Here is a 19,515-nt window from a genome sequence, read left to right on the forward strand (position 1 = left end):
CGCTCACGCGCTCGGTGTTTGCACCATCTCGACAAACAGAAGCGGAGTGATTGTCGAGTTACGACAACTCTTCGGTTGCCGCCAGCTCGATCATCATCGCCAGTCGCTTGCGGGCATCGTCGAGGTCCAGCTGGGTCAGTTCGATCATCTTGCGCAGCCGGTAGCGCACGGTGTTCTCGTGCACACCGAGCGCCCGCCCGGCCCCGGCCAGATCGCCCTGGGCTTCCAGCCAGGCTCGCAGCGTGGCGGCGTACTGCGTGCCACTGGCCTGGTCGTGGGCCCGTAGCTCGGCGACAGGTCCGCGCTGCGGGGCACGGCCGGCGCGCGCGGCGATCCGTAGTCGCTGCAGCAGGATCTCGTCCCAGGCCTCGTCGTAGACCGGCACTCTGTCGTCGAGGCCGACGTCGTCGTCCCTGTGCACCTCGTGCCGGACCTCGTGACGGACTTCGTGCAGGGCCAGGCACTCGTCGGCCTCACTGCGGGCCAGGGCCAGCTCGGCGGCGGTGGCCGGACCGCTGATCCCGGCCAGCACGGTCACCGGCTCGGGCAATGCGGCACGCAGCCCCGCCACCCACCGGCTCGCAGCTTCTGCCTCGGCCCCGGGCAACACGGTGTAGACGGTGTTGCCGGCCAGGGCGCTGCGCCCGGGACGCGACCAGCCGAAGCCCGCGGTCGCCCGCTCGAACGCCAGGAGCAACGCGGCATGCCGCTCGTTTCCGGTGCGGGCACGCAATGCGATCACCCGCAGCGGCGTCTGCGGCAGCCCGAGCCGGCTGGCCGCCGTGGTGGCATCGGCGGCACTTTCGAGCAGACGGATCACCAGCTCCGACTCCACCTGGCGTTCCAGATCGGCGCTGGCGCGGGAGCGCAACAGATGCAGGGCGACCATGCGGGCGCCGTCGGCCAGTGCGGCGCGGCGCGCGTCGGGCAGGGGAGCGGCACACGTCACCCAGATCGAACCGAGCAGTTCGCGGCCGGCCCGGGCCGCCACCACCATCCGCCCGGTCAGGCCGAGCTCGTCATCGCCGTCGACGAACATCGGGTCGTCGGATTCGACCAGGTGCCGGAACACCCCGCGGGCCTCGAAGAGGGTGCGCAGCCGTTCGGGTGCCCCGCGGCTCAGGATCGTCTCGGCGCGCGCCGGGTCGGCATGCTGCTGCAGTCGCGAGTACGCCAACACCGCACTGCGCCGGTCCTCGATGGTGACCGCGCCACCCACGGCATCGGCGAGGCTGTCGGCCAGGGCGAACAAATCGGTTGGGCCGCGCCCGGATTCGGTCTCCCGGCCTTCAAGTACGACGCCGTAGACCACGGCCGCGAGCTCACTCCAGGAGACCTCCGGATCGACCGTCATCACCGCGATGCGCTCGTCGGCCGTTACGTCGTCGGCCGGGTCGTGCGGACCGCGGACCAGGACCACCACGGCGCGCGCGGCCTTCGCCCACTGAACCGCCTCGGTCACAGAACCGGCTCCGACGGCCAGCAGGACATCGCCGATGACCGGTCCGGGCTCGTGCATCACCACACTGCGCAGCTCGGTCGAGCGGGGCGCCGGAGAGGATCCGTGTGTCGGGGCGCGCAGCCGCACCCCGTAGCCGCCCAGGACGTTGATCAGGCGGTCCAGCGTGACCACGGATTACGGCCCGGCGGCCAGTGTGGCCTTGCCGGTGTGCTGCTGGCCGCCCTGGTCCAGCCAGGTCAGGCCGACCACGTCGCCCGGGTAGTGCCGATCGAGGACCAGCGTCAGGGCGCGGGCCGAATCCAGCGGGGTGTTGTCGATGGCGGTGAGCACGTCGCCCGGGATCAGGCCGGCCGCGTCGGCCGGGCCGCCGGCGATGACGTCCTGGACGATCACGCCGCCGCTCTGGCGCTGCGCGGTGCGGACACCGACGCCGAGCAGGGTCGGTGGCCCGATGTGCACCGAGCCCGACGGGGTACGGGAGCGGATCTGCCCGGCAATCGCCATCGCGTCGTTGATCGGGATCGCGAACCCCTTGCCGCCGGGACCCATGCGGAAGTTCACCGACGCGGCGGTCGTCATACCCACGACCTGCCCGGCATCGTTGACCACGGGACCGCCGGAGTCACCGGCACGCACCGGCGCGGCGAACTCGAACAGACCGTTGATCTCATCGCTCGTGCCCGTCAGCTCGTCTTCTGCGTTGACGGTCCGATTGAACGCGCTGATGGTGCCGACCTCGCGGGTCAGGGGCGCGCCGCTGCCCCCGGCATTGCCGAGTGCGACGACGGGACGCCCGGGTGCCAGAGCGGCCGAATCGCCGATCGGCGCCGGCGGCAGGCCTGCCGCACCGTGCAGTTGCAGCACTGCGATGTCGTTCTGCCGGTCGTAGCCGACCAGGTCGGCCGGGTACCGCTGGCCGCCGACCGTGGCGCTGATCGAGTTGGCTCCCTGGACCACGTGGTAGTTGGTCAGGACCTCACCGTTCGGCGACAACACGATGCCGGTGCCGATGCCGTAGGCCTGTTGGTAATCCACGACGGTGTCGATGCGGGCCACCGACGGTTCGATCTGGGAGGCCACCGTCTCGGGGTCACCGGGTGCGGCGGCGGCAGGTGCAATCGGGGCGATAACGGCCGTCGCGGCGGTCACTGCCACCGCGACGATCGTTCTGAACGGATGTGAGCTCACTTTGCTCATATACCCATCTTGGCTGGATAAGTAGCCGATGTCGACGCGATTGGTGTGCGTCAGTCCTCGGTGGCGACTTCGCCGCGCGAGCGCCAGCCCCGCCGCTTGCTACCGCTCTTGCTGGACGGCCGCCGGTTACGCAGGGAGTTGCCTTCGATCGGCTCGGCTTCCTCTGCCGTCGACTGAGGCTCCTCGGCGCCGGACTCTTCGACCTGGTCCTCGGTCTCTTCCGCCTCTGCGGCGTCGTCCTCGGACTGGGCTTCAGTGGACTCTTCGGCCTCTTCGGTTTCTTCGGCCTCGTCCGACTCGGCAGCATCCTCGGTCTCGGCTGCGGCCTTCTTGCGACCGCGGCGCTCGGACTTCTCCCGGGTCTTGACCGGCTTCGGCGGCGGTGGCGGCAGTTCGGCAACGAAGGCCAGGTAGAAGGCGAAGATGCCGAGCAGTGCGATCGCGGCGGCGGCGCCGTAGATCCCGAACAGCCACGGCCCGGCGCTGTCCAGGGACAGCCAGATCTCGGAGACTGCGGCGCCGATGATCAGCACCGCGGCCAGCACGTGCAGCGCGATCGAGGCGGCCCGGAGCCGCAGCGCCAACTCGGGGGTGGACAGCTCGGGACGCTTGGTCCGCTGCAGCGTGAACACCACCGGCAGGGCGGCCAGACCGATCAGCACTCCGGTGACGATGCGCAGGATCAGTCCGAGCGTGGGCGAGGTATCGCCGACGAGCTCATGCCATCTGGGGAGAACGAAAAAGAAGTAGAGGCCGGCGGCCACGATCGAAAACGACACGTGCCAGATCACCGCGACGGTGCGGCCCATACTCCTCCTCGGGTACTGAAATTGGGCCGGGGTGCGAGCTGCTGATCAGGGTTGATTCAGCAGGTCGCACCCCGGACCCGAGCGCGGAGGATAGGGGATTTGAACCCCTGAGGGCTGTTAACCCAACCCGCGTTCCAGGCGAGCGCCATAGGCCACTAGGCGAATCCTCCGTCGGCAATCGTAGCGGACGGGAGAACCAGTCCCGAAACGCCGGGGAAAGGGACGGGTATTACACTCGCCTTGGACCCCGCGCGGCGTCCATCCTGTGAACTCCCCCAGGGCCGGAAGGCAGCAAGGGTCAACGGGCTCTGGCGGGTGCGCGGGGTCCCCTTATGTCCAGCTCATTCCGCTTCTGTGAAAGGCGCGCGGTGTCGTTCCAGTCTCTTGGCCGCGACGATCTGCTCGCGCAGCATGAAGTCCAACAGCGAAACTACGCAGAGCTACAGGCGAAGAAGCTGAGCCTGGACCTGACGCGCGGTAAGCCGGCCCCCGAGCAGTTGGACCTGTCCAACGCGCTGCTGTCGCTGCCCGGCCCGGAGAAAGATTCCTTCCGCGACCGCACGGGCACCGACACCCGCAACTACGGCGGACTGCACGGGCTGCCCGAACTGCGCGAGATCTTCGGTGAGCTGCTCGGAATCCCGGTGCAGAACCTGATCGCGGGCAACAACGCGAGCCTGGAGATGATGCACGACGTCATCGTGTTCTCGCTGCTGCACGGCGGGGTGGATTCGGTCCGGCCCTGGATCCAAGAGCCCGTCGTGAAGTTCCTGTGCCCCTCGCCCGGTTATGACCGCCACTTCGCGATCACCGAGTCGTTCGGGATCGAGATGATCCAGGTGCCGATGCGGGAAGACGGCCCCGACGTCGACCTGATCGAGGAACTCGTCGCGGCCGACCCGGCGATCAAGGGTATGTGGTGCGTTCCGGTGTACGGCAACCCGACCGGGGTCACGTACTCCTGGGAAGTTGTCCGGCGCCTCGTCCAGATGCGCACGGCGGCAAACGATTTCCGGTTGATGTGGGACAACGCCTACGCGGTCCACACCCTCACCGACGAGTTCATCCGTCAGGTCGACGTGCTGGGGCTGGCCGAGGCGGCCGGCAACCCGAACCGTCCGCTGGTGTTCGCCTCGACCTCCAAGATCACTTTCGCCGGTGCCGGGGTGAGCTTCCTGGGTGGCTCGCTGGGCAACATCGCCTGGTACCTGCAGCACGCCGGCAAGAAGTCGATCGGGCCGGACAAGATCAACCAGTTGCGTCACCGGGTCTTCTTCGGCGACGCCGACGGCGTGAAGTTGCAGATGCAGCGTCACCGTGAGCTGATCGCGCCCAAGTTCGCCCTCGTCGCCGAGATCCTCGAGGACCGGCTGGGTGAGTCGAAGATCGCATCGTGGACCGATCCCAAGGGCGGCTACTTCGTCAGCCTCGACGTGTGGCCCGGCACCGCCAAGCGCACCGTCGCCTTGGCCAAGGACGCCGGCATCGCGGTGACCGAGGCCGGTTCGGCCTTCCCGTACCGCAGGGACCCCGAGGACAAGAACATCCGCATCGCCCCGACGTTCCCGTCGCTGTCCGATGTGCGTGAGGCGATCGACGGCCTGGCCACCTGCGCGCTGTTGGCGGCCACCGAGTCACTGCTCGGCGAGTAGTCGGACGCAGTCGGTAGCCTTCTCCCGTGGCTCTCTACCGCAAATACCGGCCGGCAAGCTTCGCGGAAGTCGTTGGCCAGGAACATGTCACCGAGCCGCTATCGACCGCGCTGACCGCGAACCGGATCAACCACGCATATCTGTTCTCCGGGCCGCGCGGATGCGGCAAGACGTCCTCGGCGCGCATCCTCGCCCGCTCGCTCAACTGTGAGCAGGGGCCGACACCGACACCGTGCGGGGTGTGCGATTCGTGCGTCGCGCTGGCACCGAACGGACCGGGCAACGTCGACGTCGTCGAGCTCGACGCGGCCAGCCACGGCGGTGTGGACGACACCCGCGAGCTGCGGGACCGCGCGTTCTACGCACCGGCCCAGTCGCGGTACCGCATCTTCATCGTCGACGAGGCCCACATGGTCACGACGGCCGGCTTCAACGCCCTGCTCAAGATCGTCGAGGAGCCGCCCGAGCACCTGATCTTCGTGTTCGCCACCACCGAACCGGAGAAGGTGCTGCCGACCATCCGGTCGCGTACGCACCATTACCCGTTCCGGCTGCTGGCCCCGCGCACCATGCGTCCGCTGCTGGAGCGCATCTGCGCCGAGGAGAACGTCCACGTCGACGACGCGGTGTACCCATTGGTGATCCGGGCCGGCGGCGGTTCACCTCGCGACACGCTCTCGGTGCTCGATCAGCTGCTGGCCGGCTCCCAGCAGGGTGCCAACGGCAACCACATCACCTATCAACGGGCGCTGGCCCTGCTGGGCGCCACCGATATGGCACTCATCGACGAAGCGGTCGAGGCGCTGGCCGCCGGCGACGCGGCGGCGCTGTTCGGAGCCGTCGAGGCCGTGATCGACGCCGGTCACGATCCGCGGCGGTTCGCCACCGATCTGCTGGAGCGCTTCCGCGATCTGATCGTGCTGCAGGCCGTGCCCGACGCCGTCACCCGGGGTGTCGTGGATGCCCCGGCCGACGTGCTGGAACGCATGCGGGAGCAGGCCGACCGGGTGGGCGCGGCGACGTTGGCCCGGTATGCCGAGGTGGTCCACGCCGGCCTCGGTGAGATGCGCGGTGCCACCGCGCCGCGGCTGCTGCTGGAAGTGGTGTGCGCCCGGCTGCTGCTGCCCTCGGCGCACGACACCGAATCGGCCCTCCTTCAGCGCATCGAACGTATCGAGACGCGGCTGGACATGTCGCTCCCGGCCGGCGAGGCGTCGTCGACCGCTCGGCCCGCAGCACCGGCCCGGCCCGCCGCGGTCGCCGAGCCGTCCGTGCCCGCCGCCGAACCCACCAAGACATTCACCCGCCGCAGCCAAGCGGCTCCGGCACCTGACCCCGCTCCGGCCCCGTCACCGGCACCCGACCCCGCCCCTGCTGCGGCACCGCCTGCTCCTGCTCCCGAGCCCGAGCGTGCACCCGAACCGGTGTCCGCGCCCGAACCTGTTTCCGCGCCGCCACCGCCGCCCCCTGTTGCAGAACCCGCGCCCCAGTCCGAGCCAGAGCCACCGCTGCCGCCGGAGCCGGACTTCGAGCCTGAGCCCGCTCCGGAGCCCGAACCCGAGCCGGAACCGCTGCAGGCATCGGTGACTCCCGGGGGTGAACCCAACGCCGCCGCGGTGCGCTCGATGTGGACGACGGTGCGGGAGAAGGTACGCGAGCGCAGTCGGACCACCGAGGTCATGCTCTCGGGTGCCATCGTGCGGGCCGTCGAGGACAAAACCCTTGTGCTGTCCCATGACTCACCGCCGTTGGCCAAGCGGCTGACCGAGTCGCGAAATGCCGACGTGATCCGGGATGCGTTGAAGGACGCGCTCGGTGTGGACTGGCAGATCCGCTGTGAGGTCGGCACGGCAGAGGCGGCCCCGCCGCCCGCGCCGAAGGCCAGTAAGCCCCCGCCACGGGTCCCCACCAGGCCGGGCCGCGTCATTCCCGAACCTGAGCCGGAGCCCGCGCCGGAACCGCCGTCCTCCCCGGAGCAAGAAGAGGCAGAGATGCTCGCCGAGGCTTCGCAGAGCGAGGCCGGGCCCCGTCGTGATCCCGAAGAGGTTGCGCTGGAACTCCTTCAGAACGAACTCGGTGCGCGAAAGATCGAGAGCTAGGTAGGAGTCGCGACGCTAGGCCGTCCACCACGGCCGCAGTGGCAGGCCGCCGTCCTTGCCCTGCTCGTCGAGCTTGACGGCCAGAACCTGGTGCAGCTGAACCACATTCGTCTCGAAACCGAGCCGGGACCCGGCCATGTATAGACCCCACACCTTCGCGGTGGGGAGTCCGACCTCGGCGACCGCCTCATCCCAGTGCTCGACGAGGTTGGCGCACCAATCGCGCAGCGTCATCGCGTAGTGGTTGCGCAGGTTCTCCTCATGCGTGACCTCAAGGCCGACGTCCTGCACCTCGGCGATGATCCGCCCGGAACCGGTCAGCTCTCCGTCCGGGAACACGTAGCGGTCTATAAAGCCCCCAGCACCCGCCGTCGATCTGTTGTCGTGACGGGTGATGCAGTGGTTCAGCAGTAGTGCGCCGGGACGCATCTTCGACTTCAGGAAAGCGAAGTACGACGGGTAGTTGTGCACGCCGATGTGCTCGGTCAGTCCGATCGAGGACACGGCGTCGAATCCGGTCTCGGTGATGTCGCGGTAGTCGCCGTGGCGTACCTCGGCCAGGTCCGCGAGGCCCTCCCTGTCGATGGCAGCCTGGGCCCAGTGGGCCTGTTCTTTCGACAGCGTCACGCCGAGCGCGTTGACGCCGTGGCGCGCGGCGTAACGCACCATGCCGCCCCAGCCGCAGCCGACGTCGAGCAGCCGGTCGCCGGGCTGCAGCCGCAGCTTCTCGAAAACCAGCCGATACTTGTTGTCCTGTGCGGTTTCCAGGCTCGCATCGGCATCCGGGTAGCACGCGCACGTGTAGGTCATCGACGGGCCGAGCACCCATTCGTAGAAGGTGTTCGACACGTCGTAGTGATGGTGGATCGCGTCGGCATCGCGGGATTTGCTGTGCCGCAAGCCCTCCATCATGCGGCGCCACCGAGGCAGGGCCTCCTGTGGCGGCGGCGCGATGGGCTTGAGGTGTTCGATGCCGATGGACCGGACGATGTTGGCCAGCACCCGGGCCGGTGGGCGCTTGAACGCCATCTTCTCCGCTAGCGCGCACAGCAGTGGGTACGGATCGCCGGGATGCACGCCGTGCGGCTCCAGGTCGCCGGACACATAGGCGCGGGCCAGGCCGAGATCGCCAGGGGCGGTGGCCAGATAGGTGGTGCCGCGCGGGGTCTTGAGATCCAGGCCGAGCGTTGCGCTCTCCGGTCCTGCGGAACTGCCGTCGTAGGCAGTGAATTTCAGCGGCAGCGAGCCCGAGGCGAAGATCTCCAGGATCTCGGCCAGGGTGAGCTTGTGGTCGGTACTGTGCGTCGAGTGATCCTTGAAGGTGGTCATCGCTGTTCTCCGTTCATCGGCGCAAGACGGCTTTCGAATACAGGTCAAACAAGCGCGTTTCGGGGTCGTAGGACTTCTTGACGGTCTTGTAGGTCTCGCCGCCGTAGAGCTCGTCGAAATCCTCACGCTGATAGTAGGAATCCGAATACAGGGACTTGTGTCCGTCGAGCTCGCTGACCTTGGTCTCGATCAGCTTGTTGGTATGGCCTTCTACCGGGCCGGCCGGAACCGAGGACCAGAACCCGACATTGACGTAGGTGTGGTGAGCGCGCAGCGGGTACAGGGGCCAGCCTCCGGACCAGCCCGGGTCCTTGTGCCGATTCTCCCTCAACCGCAGCGGGCACAGCCAGATCGGCTCGATCGGGACGTTCTGCAGAAACCAGTCGAGGAATTCTGCGCAGCGCTCTATCGGCACCTCGACGTCCTGGACCACCCGCTCCCGGGGTGGGCGGCCGTGGCGCTTTTCGATCCGATCGGCGATGTTGAACCGCTGGTCGTAGCCGACGAGCTTCCAATAGAAACTGCTGCGGCGCAGCTTGCGTGGCCAGAACCGCCGGATCGTCGGGTTCTGCGCACCGAAAGCGCGTGAACACCAGAACCAGTCGGTGTCCCATCGCCACAGATAGTCGTGGATGGTCAGCCGATCGTGCTTTTCACCCTGGGCGTGCTGGATCGAGCGGTAGTAGATGTCCTGGCCGGTGTAGTCGCTGACGGGCCCCGGTGTCGTCGTCTTGAATCCGACGCACAGGTAGCTCTCGTCGGCGCTGAACACGACGCCGTCGAGGTAATCGACTGGTTCGCCATCGAGGCCGCCGGTCTCGATGATCCGATCCATCGCCGCCACAAGGTCAGTAAGTGAGTGGAAGCGCAGGTGGCGCAGCGCGACGAACGGTGTGACGGGCTCGAGTTCGATCTTCAGCCGCGTCGAATAACCCAGCGTGCCATACGAATTGGGGAAGGTTCGAAACAGGTCGGAATGCTGGTCCGGTGATGCGGTGACGATTTCGCCTGCCCCGGTGAGGATGTCCATCTCCAGGACCGATTCGTGTGGCAGGCCGTTGCGGAACGACGTCGACTCGATACCGAGACCGGTGACCGCGCCGCCCAGGGTGATGGTCTTGAGTTGGGGCACCACCAGTGGAGCCAGGCCGTGCGGCAGCGTCGCGGCGACCAGATCTTCATAGGTGCACATGCCTGCGACGTCGGCGGTGCGGGCTTCGGCGTCGACCGCAATCACATTGGTCAGACCCGAGACGTCCAAACCTTTGGCGTCGCTGCGATCTCGCGCACGAAACAGGTTCGACGTGGGCTTGGCAAGCCGCACGGTCGAATTGGGCGGTATGGCGCGGTAACTGTCCAATAGGCGCTGCACGCCCATGGCATGGACAGCTTGTGCGTCAGTCGTAACAACAGACACACATATACGCTAGTCGGAGGTTGCCGACGATGCGACCGCAGACACGAGTTGAAGGAGTTTCAGTCATGGGACAGGTCAGTGCGGTCAGCACGGTTCTGATCAACGCCGAGCCGGCCGCTGTGTTCGCCGCGATCGCGGACTACCAGACCGTGCGCCCCAAGATCCTTTCCTCGCATTACCGCGATTACCAGGTGCTTGAGGGCGGTCAGGGCGCAGGAACCGTGGCCAGCTGGAAGCTGCAGGCCACTGAGTCGCGGGTGCGTGACATCAAGGCCTCGGTCGACGTCGCCGGCCACACGGTGATCGAGAAGGACGCCAACTCCAGCCTGGTGACCAACTGGACCGTCGCCCCTGCGGGCACCGGATCGTCGGTCAATCTGAAGACCAGTTGGACCGGTGCCGGCGGGATCAAGGGCTTCTTCGAGAAGACGTTCGCACCGCTCGGCCTGCGCAAGATCCAGGACGAGGTGCTGGCCAACCTGAAGAAGGAAGTCGAGAGCTAGCGGGCCGGGGCCGGGGCAGAGGCCGCCTGGGTGCCCAGATAGGCCGCGACGCCCCGGGCGATGGCCTCGGCGTACTTCTGCTGACCGTCAGGGGTCTTCATCAGGGCGGAGTCGACCGGGTTCTTCATGTTGCCGCACTCGACGAGGATCGACGGGAACTGCGCCAGGTTGAGCCCGGCGATATCCGAGCGGGCGTCCAGGCCACCCGAACCGATGTAGGTGGCGGGCGGAATGCCCGACGCGGACAACTGGTCGCGCATGGTCTTGGCGAACTGCACCGACGGTCCGGCCTGCACGTTGTTCAGCGGCGGCGACGAGTAGAGCACGTGGAAGCCGCGACCGTTGGCCGGGCCGCCGTCGGCGTGGATGGAGACGATGGCGTTGGGGCGCAGCGCGTTGGCCATCGATGCGCGTTCGTCGACGCACGGGCCCAGCGCATTGTCGTTGCCGCGCGACATCGCGGTGCGCACCCCCATCTGGGTGAGGATGGCGCGGAGCCGCAGGGTGGTGTCCCAGGTGAAGGTGTGCTCGGGGAAACCGTCTGCGGTGGACGTACCGCTGGCCTGGCAGTCCTTGGTGCCGCCGCGGCCGGTCGGCACCTGGCGGCTGATCGACGCGTCGTTGGCGCCATTGTGGCCGGGATCGAGGAAGACGATCATGCCGGCGATGTTCGAGGGGGCTGCGGAGGCGTGGGGAGCGTCGACGACCGCCGATGCGGTCGCAGCGATGATGACGCTGCTGACCATGGCGGTGCCGACACGCACGCAGGCTGGGACTCGCACGGGCGCCACGCTAGCCCGCCCGCCGACTAGGCTGAAAGTCCGAATCGCCGCCGACAGGCGAGAGCAACCAAGTCGAGACCAAGACGCAATCAACACGGCAAGGGGACCCAGTCATGCAACCCGGAGGCACACCCGACATGTCGGCCCTGCTTGCGCAGGCGCAGCAGGTACAGCAGCAGCTCATGGAGGCGCAGGAGGCGCTGGCCAATTCCGAGGTGCACGGCCAGGCCGGCGGCGGCTTGGTGCAGGTCACGGTCAAGGGCAGCGGTGAGGTGGTCGCGGTGGCCATCGACCCCAAGGTGATCGATCCCGCCGACCCCGAGACCCTGCAGGACCTCATCGTCGGCGCCCTCGCCGATGCCTCCAACCAGGTGAACACCCTCGCCCAGAGCCGGTTGGGTCCGCTGGCCGGCGGTCTGGGCGGGTTCGGACTTCCGGGGCTGTAAGTGTTCGAAGGCCCAGTACAGGATCTGATCGACGAGCTGGGCAAACTGCCCGGCATCGGGCCCAAGAGCGCGCAGCGGATCGCGTTTCACCTGCTGAGCGTCGAGCCGCCGGACATCGATCGGCTGACCGCGGTGCTGGGCCGCATCCGGGACGGTGTCACGTTCTGTGCCGTGTGCGGCAACGTCTCCGACGAGGAACGCTGCCGCATCTGCAAGGACCCGCGCCGCGACGCCTCGCTGGTGTGTGTCGTCGAGGAGCCCAAGGACGTCCAGGCTGTCGAGCGCACCCGCGAATTCCGCGGCCGCTACCACGTGCTGGGCGGAGCGCTGGATCCGTTGTCGGGCGTCGGGCCCGATCAGTTGCGGATCCGGGAGTTGCTGAACCGGATCGGTGAACGCGTCGACGGCGTCGACGTGGCCGAGGTGATCATCGCCACCGACCCCAACACCGAGGGTGAGGCCACTGCGACCTATCTGGTCCGGATGCTGCGCGACATCCCCGGTCTGACCGTCACCCGCATCGCCTCGGGCCTGCCGATGGGTGGTGACCTGGAGTTCGCCGACGAGCTCACGCTGGGCCGCGCGCTCGCCGGCCGTCGCGCGATGGCTTGATCACGGACCACTCCTCCGCCGAAACGGCATTCCAGCAGGGCCTTACTCGCACTTCTCCTGCCGGAATGCCATTTCGGCGGGCTTGTCGGACCCGAGGGCAAGCATCTGCCCATGGGGGAGATATTGATCGGCACCGAGGCGATTGCCAGTGGTGTCGTCACACGACATGAATTGCAGCGCTGGTATCGGCCGATCTTTCGGAACGTGCATGTGCCGAAGGGACAAGCGTTGTCGCTGCGGGACCACATCACCGCGGCCTGGATGTGGACACAGCGGAACGGCATTGTGACTGGAGTCGCGGCCTCGGCGTTGCACGGCGCGGAGTGGGTGGACGACGATGTCGCCGTTGAACTCATCTGGGACTACATCCGGTCGCCGCGTGGCATCGTCATCCGGCACGAGCGCATCGCGGACGACGAGATCACCTGTGTCGCAGGCATGCCGGTGACGACACCCGCGCGTACGGCATTCGACCTCGGGCGCTTCCTGCCGCGTAAGAAGGCACTCGAGCGGTTGGACGCGCTCATGCATGTATGCCCCTTCTCCGCCGAGGACGTCCTCATGCTGACCAAGCGATACCGAGGTGCACGTGGGGTGGCGAAGCTCAAGGCAGTGCTCCCGTTGGTCGACGGCGGCGCGGCGTCACCTCCGGAGACTCGGCTGCGGCTCCTTTACATCGATGCCGGGCTGCCGCGGCCGACAACGCAGATTGCCATCGCCGACCAGTGGGGGCGGGTGATCCGCACCGTGGATATGGGCTGGGAGGACTTCCAGGTTGCCTCGGAATACGACGGTGGCCAGCACCAGACCGACCGTGCTCAATACGTCAAGGATCTGAAGGCGTTGCCGAAGCTTCGCCGACTTGGTTGGGACGTCATGCAGGTGATCAAAGAGGACCGGGAACACGAGGTCGTCCAGCGTGCCTACTCCGCTTTGAAGGCGCGTGGTTGGGACGGCACCCTTCGCTCCACACCCCGCGAAACCGCATTCCAGCAGAAGAAGTGCGGGTAGCAGCCTGCTGGAATGCGGTTTCGGCGGACGACGGTAGCGTCGGAGCCATGCCCGACCTACTCCAGATGGCGGAATCGCTGTACCGGCTGCGGATTCCCGGCGGCCAGGCCCACCTGCTCAACAGCTACCTGTGGACCGAACCTGACGGCGTGACGTTGATCGACACCGGGTGGTCGGACAGTGCCGAACTGATCGCCGACGCGCTCACCGAGCTGGGGCGGCGACGGATCCACGTCAAGCGCATCGTGCTCACCCATTTTCACGAGGACCATTGCGGTGCGGCCGCCGAGATTGCCGGCTGGTCCGATGTGGAGGTCATCGCAGGCAAAGGTGACGCCGACTTCGTCCGGGGCGACGAACCCGGACCGCTGCCGGCACTGACCGACTCGGAGCGGAAGCTCCGCCCGGATTTCGACGCCGCACCGCACGGACCGGCGTGCCGGGTGGACCTGGTGGTGGGCGACGGTGATGTATTGGACTTCGCCGGCGGGGCGCGCGTGATCGGCGTGCCCGGCCACACCCCGGGCGGCATCGCGCTCTATCTGCCGGAGGCTGATGCGCTGCTCACCGGAGATGTGGTTGCCGAGTTCAACGGTCAGGTGATCTTGGGTGTCTTCAACACCGACCGTGCTTCCCTCGCCGACTCCGTGGCCAAGCTTGCTGCCACGGGCGCACAGCGTGCCGGGTTCGGCCACGGCGAGCCGATTCTTGAGGACGCCGCGGCCCGAATTGCCTCGGCGGTCGACGTTTTCGCGGCCTGACCCTGCCGAAATCGCATTCCGGCAGAGGAAGTGCGAGTAGAAGCCTGCTGGAATGCCGTTTCGGCGAAAGGGGGCACCCCTACACCCGCCGAGGCGCAGCCAACCGTTCGCGGCGCAGCAGGTCGACCTCCGGCAGCTCCAGGGGCGGCAGCTCACCGACCACCTGTGAGAGCAGATGGTCGGCCAGTTGGGGATTGCGCGCCAGGCACGGCCCGTGCAGATAGGTGGCGACGACGCTGCCTTGCACGGCACCGTCGTAGCCGTCGCCCAGGCGGTTGCCCGCACCTTTGGTGACCGCGGCCAGCGGCCTGGCGTCGGGTCCCAGAACCGTTCCGCCACGGTGGTTTTCGAAGCCCGTCAACGGCTGCGACAGCCCATCCAACAGTGGGCGCGAGGCCACCTCGCCGATGGTGCGGGCTTCCTGCGGCGACGTGGTGACATCGAGCAGCCCGACGCCCTCCACCCGCTCACCCGCCGAGGTTTCATACCAATGACCCAACACCTGGATCGCCGCGCAGATCGCCAGGACCGGTGCCCCGCGCGAAACCGCCTGCTGCAGGCCGGGATACCGGATCAGGTGCTTGGTGGCCAGCCGCTGGGCGTAGTCCTCGGCTCCGCCGAGGGTGTACAGATCCAGGGAGTCGGGCACTGGATCGTCCAGCGTGATCTCCACGATCTCGGCGTCGATGCCACGCAGCCGCAACCGTTGCCGCAGCACCACCGCATTGCCGCTGTCGCCGTAGGTGCCCATCACGTCGGGCAGCACGAGCCCGATCTGCACTGGGGCCTTACTGCTCCTCGCGTGCGCGCCACTCATGAGATCCGCCGATTCAGTTGCAGGAACGCGGTGTAGTTGGCGATCACCTCGACATGCCCGGGCGGGCAGGAGTCGATCGCGGCGACGGTGTCGTGCACCAGTGAGTGTTCGACGCCTGCGTACCCGAGCCGCACGGCCAGGTCGGTGCCGCGCTCACCGGCGGCCACCACGACAGTGTCCTCAAAGTGTTCGAACCGAACGTCCCACAGCCAAGAGAGGTCCTCCCCGTCGGGCACCTGTCCGTTGACGGAGATGACGACGCCGGCCGCCTGCTTGTCCACCATCGACAGCGCCTCCTGCCACCCGGCCGGGTTCTTGGCCAGCAGGATCCGGGCGGTGTGCGAGCCGACCTGCACGGTGCGGTACCGCCCGGCGACCTCGTCGACGCCCGAGACCGCGGCCACCGCGGCTGTCGGGTCCGCACCGAGGGCCACGGCAGCCGCGACGGCCTGGGTGGCGTTACCGCGGTTGACGGCGCCGGGAAGGGCCAGCGTCATCGGGAGGACGAGACCGTCGGGCCCGTAGATGTGGGTGTCGTCGAACCACCACTGCGGGCTGGGGCGTTTGAAGTCGCTCCCGGTCGAGCGCCAGTCCCGCCCGTCACGCACGATGATCTCGCCGGACCGCGGGCAGCTCACCGAGTCACCGGACCAACTGCCGCCGGCGGCCACCCACACCACGTTGGGGCTGTCGTAGGCCGCGGAGGTCATCAGCACGTCGTCGCAGTTGGCCACGATCACCGCGTCGCGGTGCCGCGCCAGGCCGCCGCGCAGGGTGCGTTCGATGTGGTTGATCTCACCGACCCGGTCGAGCTGGTCCCGGGACAGATTCAGCAGAACGATCACCGAGGGGTCCACGGCATCGGACACGTGCGGGACGTGCATCTCGTCGACTTCCAGGGCGGCCAGCTCGGCGTCGCGTGCCGAGGCCAGCGCCGCCACCAGGCCGGCATCCATGTTGGCGCCCTCGGAGTTACTGGCCACGGGTCCGAGCGTCGCCAGGGCGGCCGCGGTCATCCGGGTGGTGGTCGATTTGCCGTTCGTGCCGGTCACGACGACGCTGCGGCGGCCCTGGCCGAGCTGGCTCAGGATCGAACGGTCCAGTGTCATGGCGACCAGTCCGCCGATCATCGCGCCTGCACCGCGGCCGGTGACCCGCGACGCCCAGCGTGCGGTTGCTCCGGCGGCCAGAGCGGCGCGCCCACGGATGGTCAGCATTCCGGCGATTTTAGGGGCACGACACGCTGCCGCGCCGCCCGACTCTGTCGGGCCTGCGTGCCATCCTGGCGAATATGAGCAGCGCGTGGGGCAGGCCGGCGGAGGAGCCGGGAGCGGGCTGGGCGGTCGTCGACGTGGAGACCACCGGGTTCCGGCCCGGGCAGGCGCGCATCGTCAGCGTCGCCGCACTGGCGGTCGGGGACGACGGAAATGTCGAGCGCAGTGTCGCGTCCCTGCTGAATCCCGGGGTGGATCCCGGGCCCACCCATGTGCACGGGCTGACCTCCGAGATGCTGGAGGGCCAACCCACCTTCGGTGACGTCGTCGACGAACTCAGTGATGTCCTGCGGGGACGCACGCTGGTGGCGCACAACGTGGGCTTCGACTACAGCTTCCTGACGGCCGAGGCCGAGCTGGTCGGGGCTGAGCTACCGGTCGACAGCGTGATGTGCACGGTCGAGCTGGCGCGTCGGCTGGCGTTGGGTACCGAGAATCTGCGGTTGGAGACGTTGGCGGCACACTGGGGCGTGAGCCAGATGCGGCCGCATGACGCGCTGGACGACGCGTTGGTGCTGGCACAGATCCTCAAACCGACGCTCGCGCGGGCGCGCGACCGCAAGGTCTGGCTGCCGCTGCGGGAGGTGAGTCGACGCCGCTGGCCCAACGGCCACGTCACCCACGAAGAACTGCGGCCGTTGAAGATGCTGGCCTCGCGGCTGCCGTGCGAGTACGCCAACCCAGGTGTCTTCGTGCCGGGGCGGCCGCTGGTGCAGGGCATGCGGGTGGCGCTGTCGACGGAAGTGGTGCGCACCCACGAGGAGCTCGTCGAGCGCATCCTGCACGCCGGGCTGTCCTACACCGATCTGGTGGATCAGCAGACCTCACTGGTGATCTGCAACGAGACCGCACCCAGCCAGGGCAAGGGGTACCAGGCTGTCGAGCTGGGGGTGCCGCTACTCGACGACGAGTCGTTCATGGGACTGCTGACCCATGTCGTCGGTGGCGCCGATATCGAGGAGTTCTGCGACACCCCCGCAGAGAGCGATCAGTACACGCTGTTCTGACTCAGCTCGGATTTCAGCTCAGTGCCTTGGCCTTCAGTCCGTCGAACTCTGCCTGGGTGATCGTGCCGGAATCCAGCAGAGCCTTGGCGTCGGCGATCTCTTGCGCCGGTGACCGGCCTGCCGCCTGCTTGATGTAGGCGTCGGTCTCCTGCTTGGCCGCCAGCGCGGCCGCCTGGGCGCGTTCCGACATGCCCTTGCCGCGGGCGATCAGGTAGATCAGCGCCGTGAGCCACGGGAACACGATCAGGAAGACCACCCACACGGCCTTCACCCAGCCGGAGGTCTTGTGATCACGCCAGAACAGGTCCGTGAGGATCTGGAACAGGACCAGCAGGTACGCGATCCAGGCGAAGATGATCAGGAAATGCCACAGGAAATCCCACGTTGAGCCCCAGTCCATGGAGCGCTCCTTGCCTTCGACGTCAGGCGTAGTGATCTACGCCGACGTCAGCTAAGCACGCGCGGCGCGGTTGACAGCAGACACAACTGCTCGAAGTGATGCAGTTGTGATCGAAGTCGCGATGCCGACGCCCCAGACGGTCCTACCGCCGATCGACGCCTCGACATAGGCCGCGGCCTGGGCCTCTTCGCCGGACGACATGGCGTGCTCGGAGTAGTCCAGCACGTTGATGTCGTAGCCGATGGCGCCGAGGGCGTCGACGAAAGCCGCCAGCGGGCCGTTGCCGGCACCGACGATTTCGCGCTCGACGCCGTCGATCTTGACGATCGCGGTGATGGTGTCGGTACCACCGTCCACCTCGGAGGCCACCACCTTCTGGCGGATGCGCTCCAACGGGGTAATCGGGGCCAGGTACTCCTCGGAGAACGCGTCCCAGATCGCCTTGGGCGAGACCTCGCCACCCTCACCGTCGGTGATCTGCTGGATGGCCTTCGAGAACTCCATCTGCAGCCGCCGCGGCAGGGCCAGGCCGTGGTCGGCCTTCATGATGTAGGCCACGCCGCCCTTGCCGGACTGTGAGTTCACCCGGATCACGGCCTCGTAGGTGCGGCCGACGTCCTTGGGGTCGATCGGCAGGTAGGGGACCTGCCACAGGAGATCATCAACATCGACGTCAGCCTTGTCGGCATCGAACTTCATCTGGTCCAGGCCCTTGTTGATGGCGTCCTGGTGGCTGCCGGAGAAGGCGGTGTAGACCAGGTCACCGCCGTAGGGATGCCGCTCGTGCACCGGCAGCTGGTTGCAGTACTCGACCGTGCGCCGGATCTCATCGATGTTGGAGAAGTCGATCTGCGGGTCGACCCCGCGGCTGAACATGTTCAGCCCCAGCGTCACCAGGCAGACATTGCCGGTGCGCTCACCGTTGCCGAACAGGCAGCCCTCGATCCGGTCGGCACCGGCCTGGTAGCCCAATTCGGCTGCGGCAACACCGGTTCCGCGATCGTTGTGCGGGTGCAGGCTCAGGATGATCGAGTCGCGCGGGGTCAGGTGCCTGCTCATCCACTCGATCGAGTCGGCGTAGACGTTCGGGGTGGCCATCTCGACGGTGGCGGGCAGGTTGACGATCAGCGGCCACTCGGGGGTGGGCTTGACGATGTCTGCGACGGCGTTGCATACCTCGACGGCGTACTCCAGCTCGGTGCCGGTGTAGGACTCGGGGGAGTACTCGAAGCGCCACCGGGTCTGCGGGTACTTCTTGGCTTCCTCGACGCACATCTGCGCGCCGTCGGTGGCGATCTTCTTCACGGCCTCGCGGTCGGCCCGGAACACCACGCGGCGCTGCAGGATGGACGTCGAGTTGTAGAAGTGCACGATCGCCTGGGGAGCTCCCGCGCAGGCCTCGAACGTCCGCTCGATCAGCTCGGGCCGGCACTGGGTCAGCACCTGGATGGTGACGTCGTCCGGGATGGCGCCGTCCTCGATGATCTCGCGGACGAAGTCGTAGTCGGTCTGGCTGGCAGAGGGGAAGCCGACCTCGATCTCCTTGTAGCCCATCCGTACCAGCAGGTCGAACATGCGGCGCTTGCGCGCGGGGCTCATGGGGTCGATCAGGGCCTGGTTACCGTCGCGCAGGTCCACTGCGCACCACTGAGGCGCGGTGTCGATGACGCGGTCCGGCCAGGTGCGGTCGAACGGAACGCCTTGGCCGAACGCCGGGCTGCCGCCCGGCACCTCGTCGGCGAAGCTGCGATAGCGGCTGACCGGCATGGCGGAGCCGCGCTGGGTGTTCCAGACGGGCTGATCGGGGTTGCCGGGGCCGGACGGTGTGGTGATGGTGCGGGCGGACGTGTAGGCGTCTGGGCTGGTCATGATGTTTGCTCCGGGAGATCAGGGGGACTCGACCGGCGCATCGCAAAAAACCCGCGACGGGAAGCCGG

18 protein-coding genes, 1 tRNA gene and 1 other RNA gene are annotated in these 19,515 nt (G+C 67.6%); 9 read left to right on the forward strand and 11 right to left on the reverse strand.

The features are described from left to right. Positions 1–58: 58 nt before the first annotated feature. From AC4ELS_RS16830 to AC4ELS_RS16845, 4 genes are all read right to left on the reverse strand, one after another. Complete coding sequence (locus tag AC4ELS_RS16830; RefSeq protein WP_448446301.1) at positions 59–1,633, reverse strand: PucR family transcriptional regulator; 1,575 nt, start codon at positions 1,631–1,633, stop codon at positions 59–61. Between the two features lie 3 nt (positions 1,634–1,636). After that, a complete protein-coding gene (locus AC4ELS_RS16835; RefSeq protein WP_448446303.1) occupies positions 1,637–2,659 on the reverse strand; it encodes a S1C family serine protease in 1,023 nt (340 codons plus the stop codon). A gap of 50 nt (positions 2,660–2,709) precedes the next feature. Then, on the reverse strand, positions 2,710–3,468 hold the full coding sequence (lucA, locus tag AC4ELS_RS16840; protein ID WP_448446305.1) for a lipid uptake coordinator LucA: 759 nt from the start codon (positions 3,466–3,468) through the stop codon (positions 2,710–2,712). Positions 3,469–3,552: 84 nt separating this feature from the next. Next, positions 3,553–3,638 (reverse strand) — tRNA-Ser (locus AC4ELS_RS16845). A gap of 69 nt (positions 3,639–3,707) precedes the next feature. On the opposite strand from AC4ELS_RS16845, the gene ffs reads away from it, so the two are divergent. The 3 genes from ffs (at position 3,708) to AC4ELS_RS16860 (ending at position 7,219) form a co-directional block, all read left to right on the forward strand. After that, an RNA gene (gene ffs, locus AC4ELS_RS16850) (signal recognition particle sRNA small type) lies at positions 3,708–3,802 on the forward strand. A gap of 34 nt (positions 3,803–3,836) precedes the next feature. After that, a complete protein-coding gene (locus AC4ELS_RS16855; protein WP_499048272.1) occupies positions 3,837–5,120 on the forward strand; it encodes an aspartate aminotransferase type Ic in 1,284 nt (427 codons plus the stop codon). Between the two features lie 26 nt (positions 5,121–5,146). Beyond that, entirely contained in the window at positions 5,147–7,219 is a 2,073-nt protein-coding gene (locus tag AC4ELS_RS16860) for a DNA polymerase III subunits gamma/tau (protein WP_499048210.1), read from the forward strand. A 15-nt stretch (positions 7,220–7,234) separates the two neighbouring features. Here AC4ELS_RS16860 and AC4ELS_RS16865 read toward each other — a convergent pair whose 3' ends face one another. Next, a complete protein-coding gene (locus AC4ELS_RS16865) occupies positions 7,235–8,548 on the reverse strand; it encodes a class I SAM-dependent methyltransferase (RefSeq protein ID WP_499048212.1) in 1,314 nt (437 codons plus the stop codon). 13 nt (positions 8,549–8,561) lie between these two features. Beyond that, positions 8,562–9,965: an FAD-binding oxidoreductase gene (locus AC4ELS_RS16870; RefSeq protein WP_448446311.1), complete on the reverse strand. Its 1,404-nt coding sequence runs from the start codon at positions 9,963–9,965 to the stop codon at positions 8,562–8,564. Between the two features lie 65 nt (positions 9,966–10,030). Between AC4ELS_RS16870 and AC4ELS_RS16875 the strand changes: the two genes are divergently transcribed. Further along, positions 10,031–10,468: an SRPBCC family protein gene (locus AC4ELS_RS16875; RefSeq protein WP_003883641.1), complete on the forward strand. Its 438-nt coding sequence runs from the start codon at positions 10,031–10,033 to the stop codon at positions 10,466–10,468. Here AC4ELS_RS16875 and AC4ELS_RS16880 read toward each other — a convergent pair. Beyond that, positions 10,465–11,214, reverse strand: a complete 750-nt coding sequence (locus AC4ELS_RS16880; protein WP_064957278.1) for an Rv3717 family N-acetylmuramoyl-L-alanine amidase — start codon at positions 11,212–11,214, stop codon at positions 10,465–10,467. The two genes, AC4ELS_RS16875 and AC4ELS_RS16880, sit on opposite strands and share 4 nt — an antisense overlap. 149 nt (positions 11,215–11,363) lie before the next feature. On the opposite strand from AC4ELS_RS16880, the gene AC4ELS_RS16885 reads away from it, so the two are divergent. From AC4ELS_RS16885 to AC4ELS_RS16900, 4 genes are all read left to right on the forward strand, one after another. Continuing rightward, positions 11,364–11,696: a YbaB/EbfC family nucleoid-associated protein gene (locus tag AC4ELS_RS16885; protein ID WP_055118362.1), complete on the forward strand. Its 333-nt coding sequence runs from the start codon at positions 11,364–11,366 to the stop codon at positions 11,694–11,696. Next, positions 11,697–12,308, forward strand: a complete 612-nt coding sequence (gene recR, locus AC4ELS_RS16890; protein WP_003883644.1) for a recombination mediator RecR — start codon at positions 11,697–11,699, stop codon at positions 12,306–12,308. It abuts the gene before it with no gap. A gap of 111 nt (positions 12,309–12,419) precedes the next feature. Next, on the forward strand, positions 12,420–13,319 hold the full coding sequence (locus AC4ELS_RS16895; protein WP_064878799.1) for a type IV toxin-antitoxin system AbiEi family antitoxin: 900 nt from the start codon (positions 12,420–12,422) through the stop codon (positions 13,317–13,319). Between the two features lie 47 nt (positions 13,320–13,366). Beyond that, the gene (locus tag AC4ELS_RS16900) at positions 13,367–14,080 is read left to right on the forward strand and encodes an MBL fold metallo-hydrolase (RefSeq protein ID WP_064957276.1); all 714 of its coding nucleotides are present in this window, start codon (positions 13,367–13,369) and stop codon (positions 14,078–14,080) included. 79 nt (positions 14,081–14,159) lie between these two features. On the opposite strand, the gene AC4ELS_RS16905 is transcribed toward AC4ELS_RS16900, so the two are convergent. Both AC4ELS_RS16905 and AC4ELS_RS16910 read right to left on the reverse strand, forming a co-directional pair. Beyond that, a complete protein-coding gene (locus AC4ELS_RS16905; protein WP_499048215.1) occupies positions 14,160–14,897 on the reverse strand; it encodes a type 1 glutamine amidotransferase in 738 nt (245 codons plus the stop codon). After that, on the reverse strand, positions 14,894–16,114 hold the full coding sequence (locus AC4ELS_RS16910) for a MurT ligase domain-containing protein (protein ID WP_499048217.1): 1,221 nt from the start codon (positions 16,112–16,114) through the stop codon (positions 14,894–14,896). Before AC4ELS_RS16910 ends, AC4ELS_RS16905 begins: the two co-directional genes overlap by 4 nt. 74 nt (positions 16,115–16,188) lie before the next feature. On the opposite strand from AC4ELS_RS16910, the gene AC4ELS_RS16915 reads away from it, so the two are divergent. Continuing rightward, a complete protein-coding gene (locus tag AC4ELS_RS16915) occupies positions 16,189–17,178 on the forward strand; it encodes a DEDDh family exonuclease (RefSeq protein WP_499048219.1) in 990 nt (329 codons plus the stop codon). Between the two features lie 13 nt (positions 17,179–17,191). Here AC4ELS_RS16915 and AC4ELS_RS16920 read toward each other — a convergent pair whose 3' ends face one another. Then, positions 17,192–17,578: an SHOCT domain-containing protein gene (locus AC4ELS_RS16920; RefSeq protein WP_064878789.1), complete on the reverse strand. Its 387-nt coding sequence runs from the start codon at positions 17,576–17,578 to the stop codon at positions 17,192–17,194. Positions 17,579–17,629: 51 nt separating this feature from the next. After that, positions 17,630–19,447, reverse strand: coding sequence for a 2-isopropylmalate synthase (gene leuA, locus AC4ELS_RS16925; RefSeq protein WP_064878787.1), 1,818 nt, complete (start codon positions 19,445–19,447; stop codon positions 17,630–17,632). Positions 19,448–19,515 lie beyond the last annotated feature (68 nt).

This window comes from Mycobacterium shunyiense, from assembly GCF_058270035.1.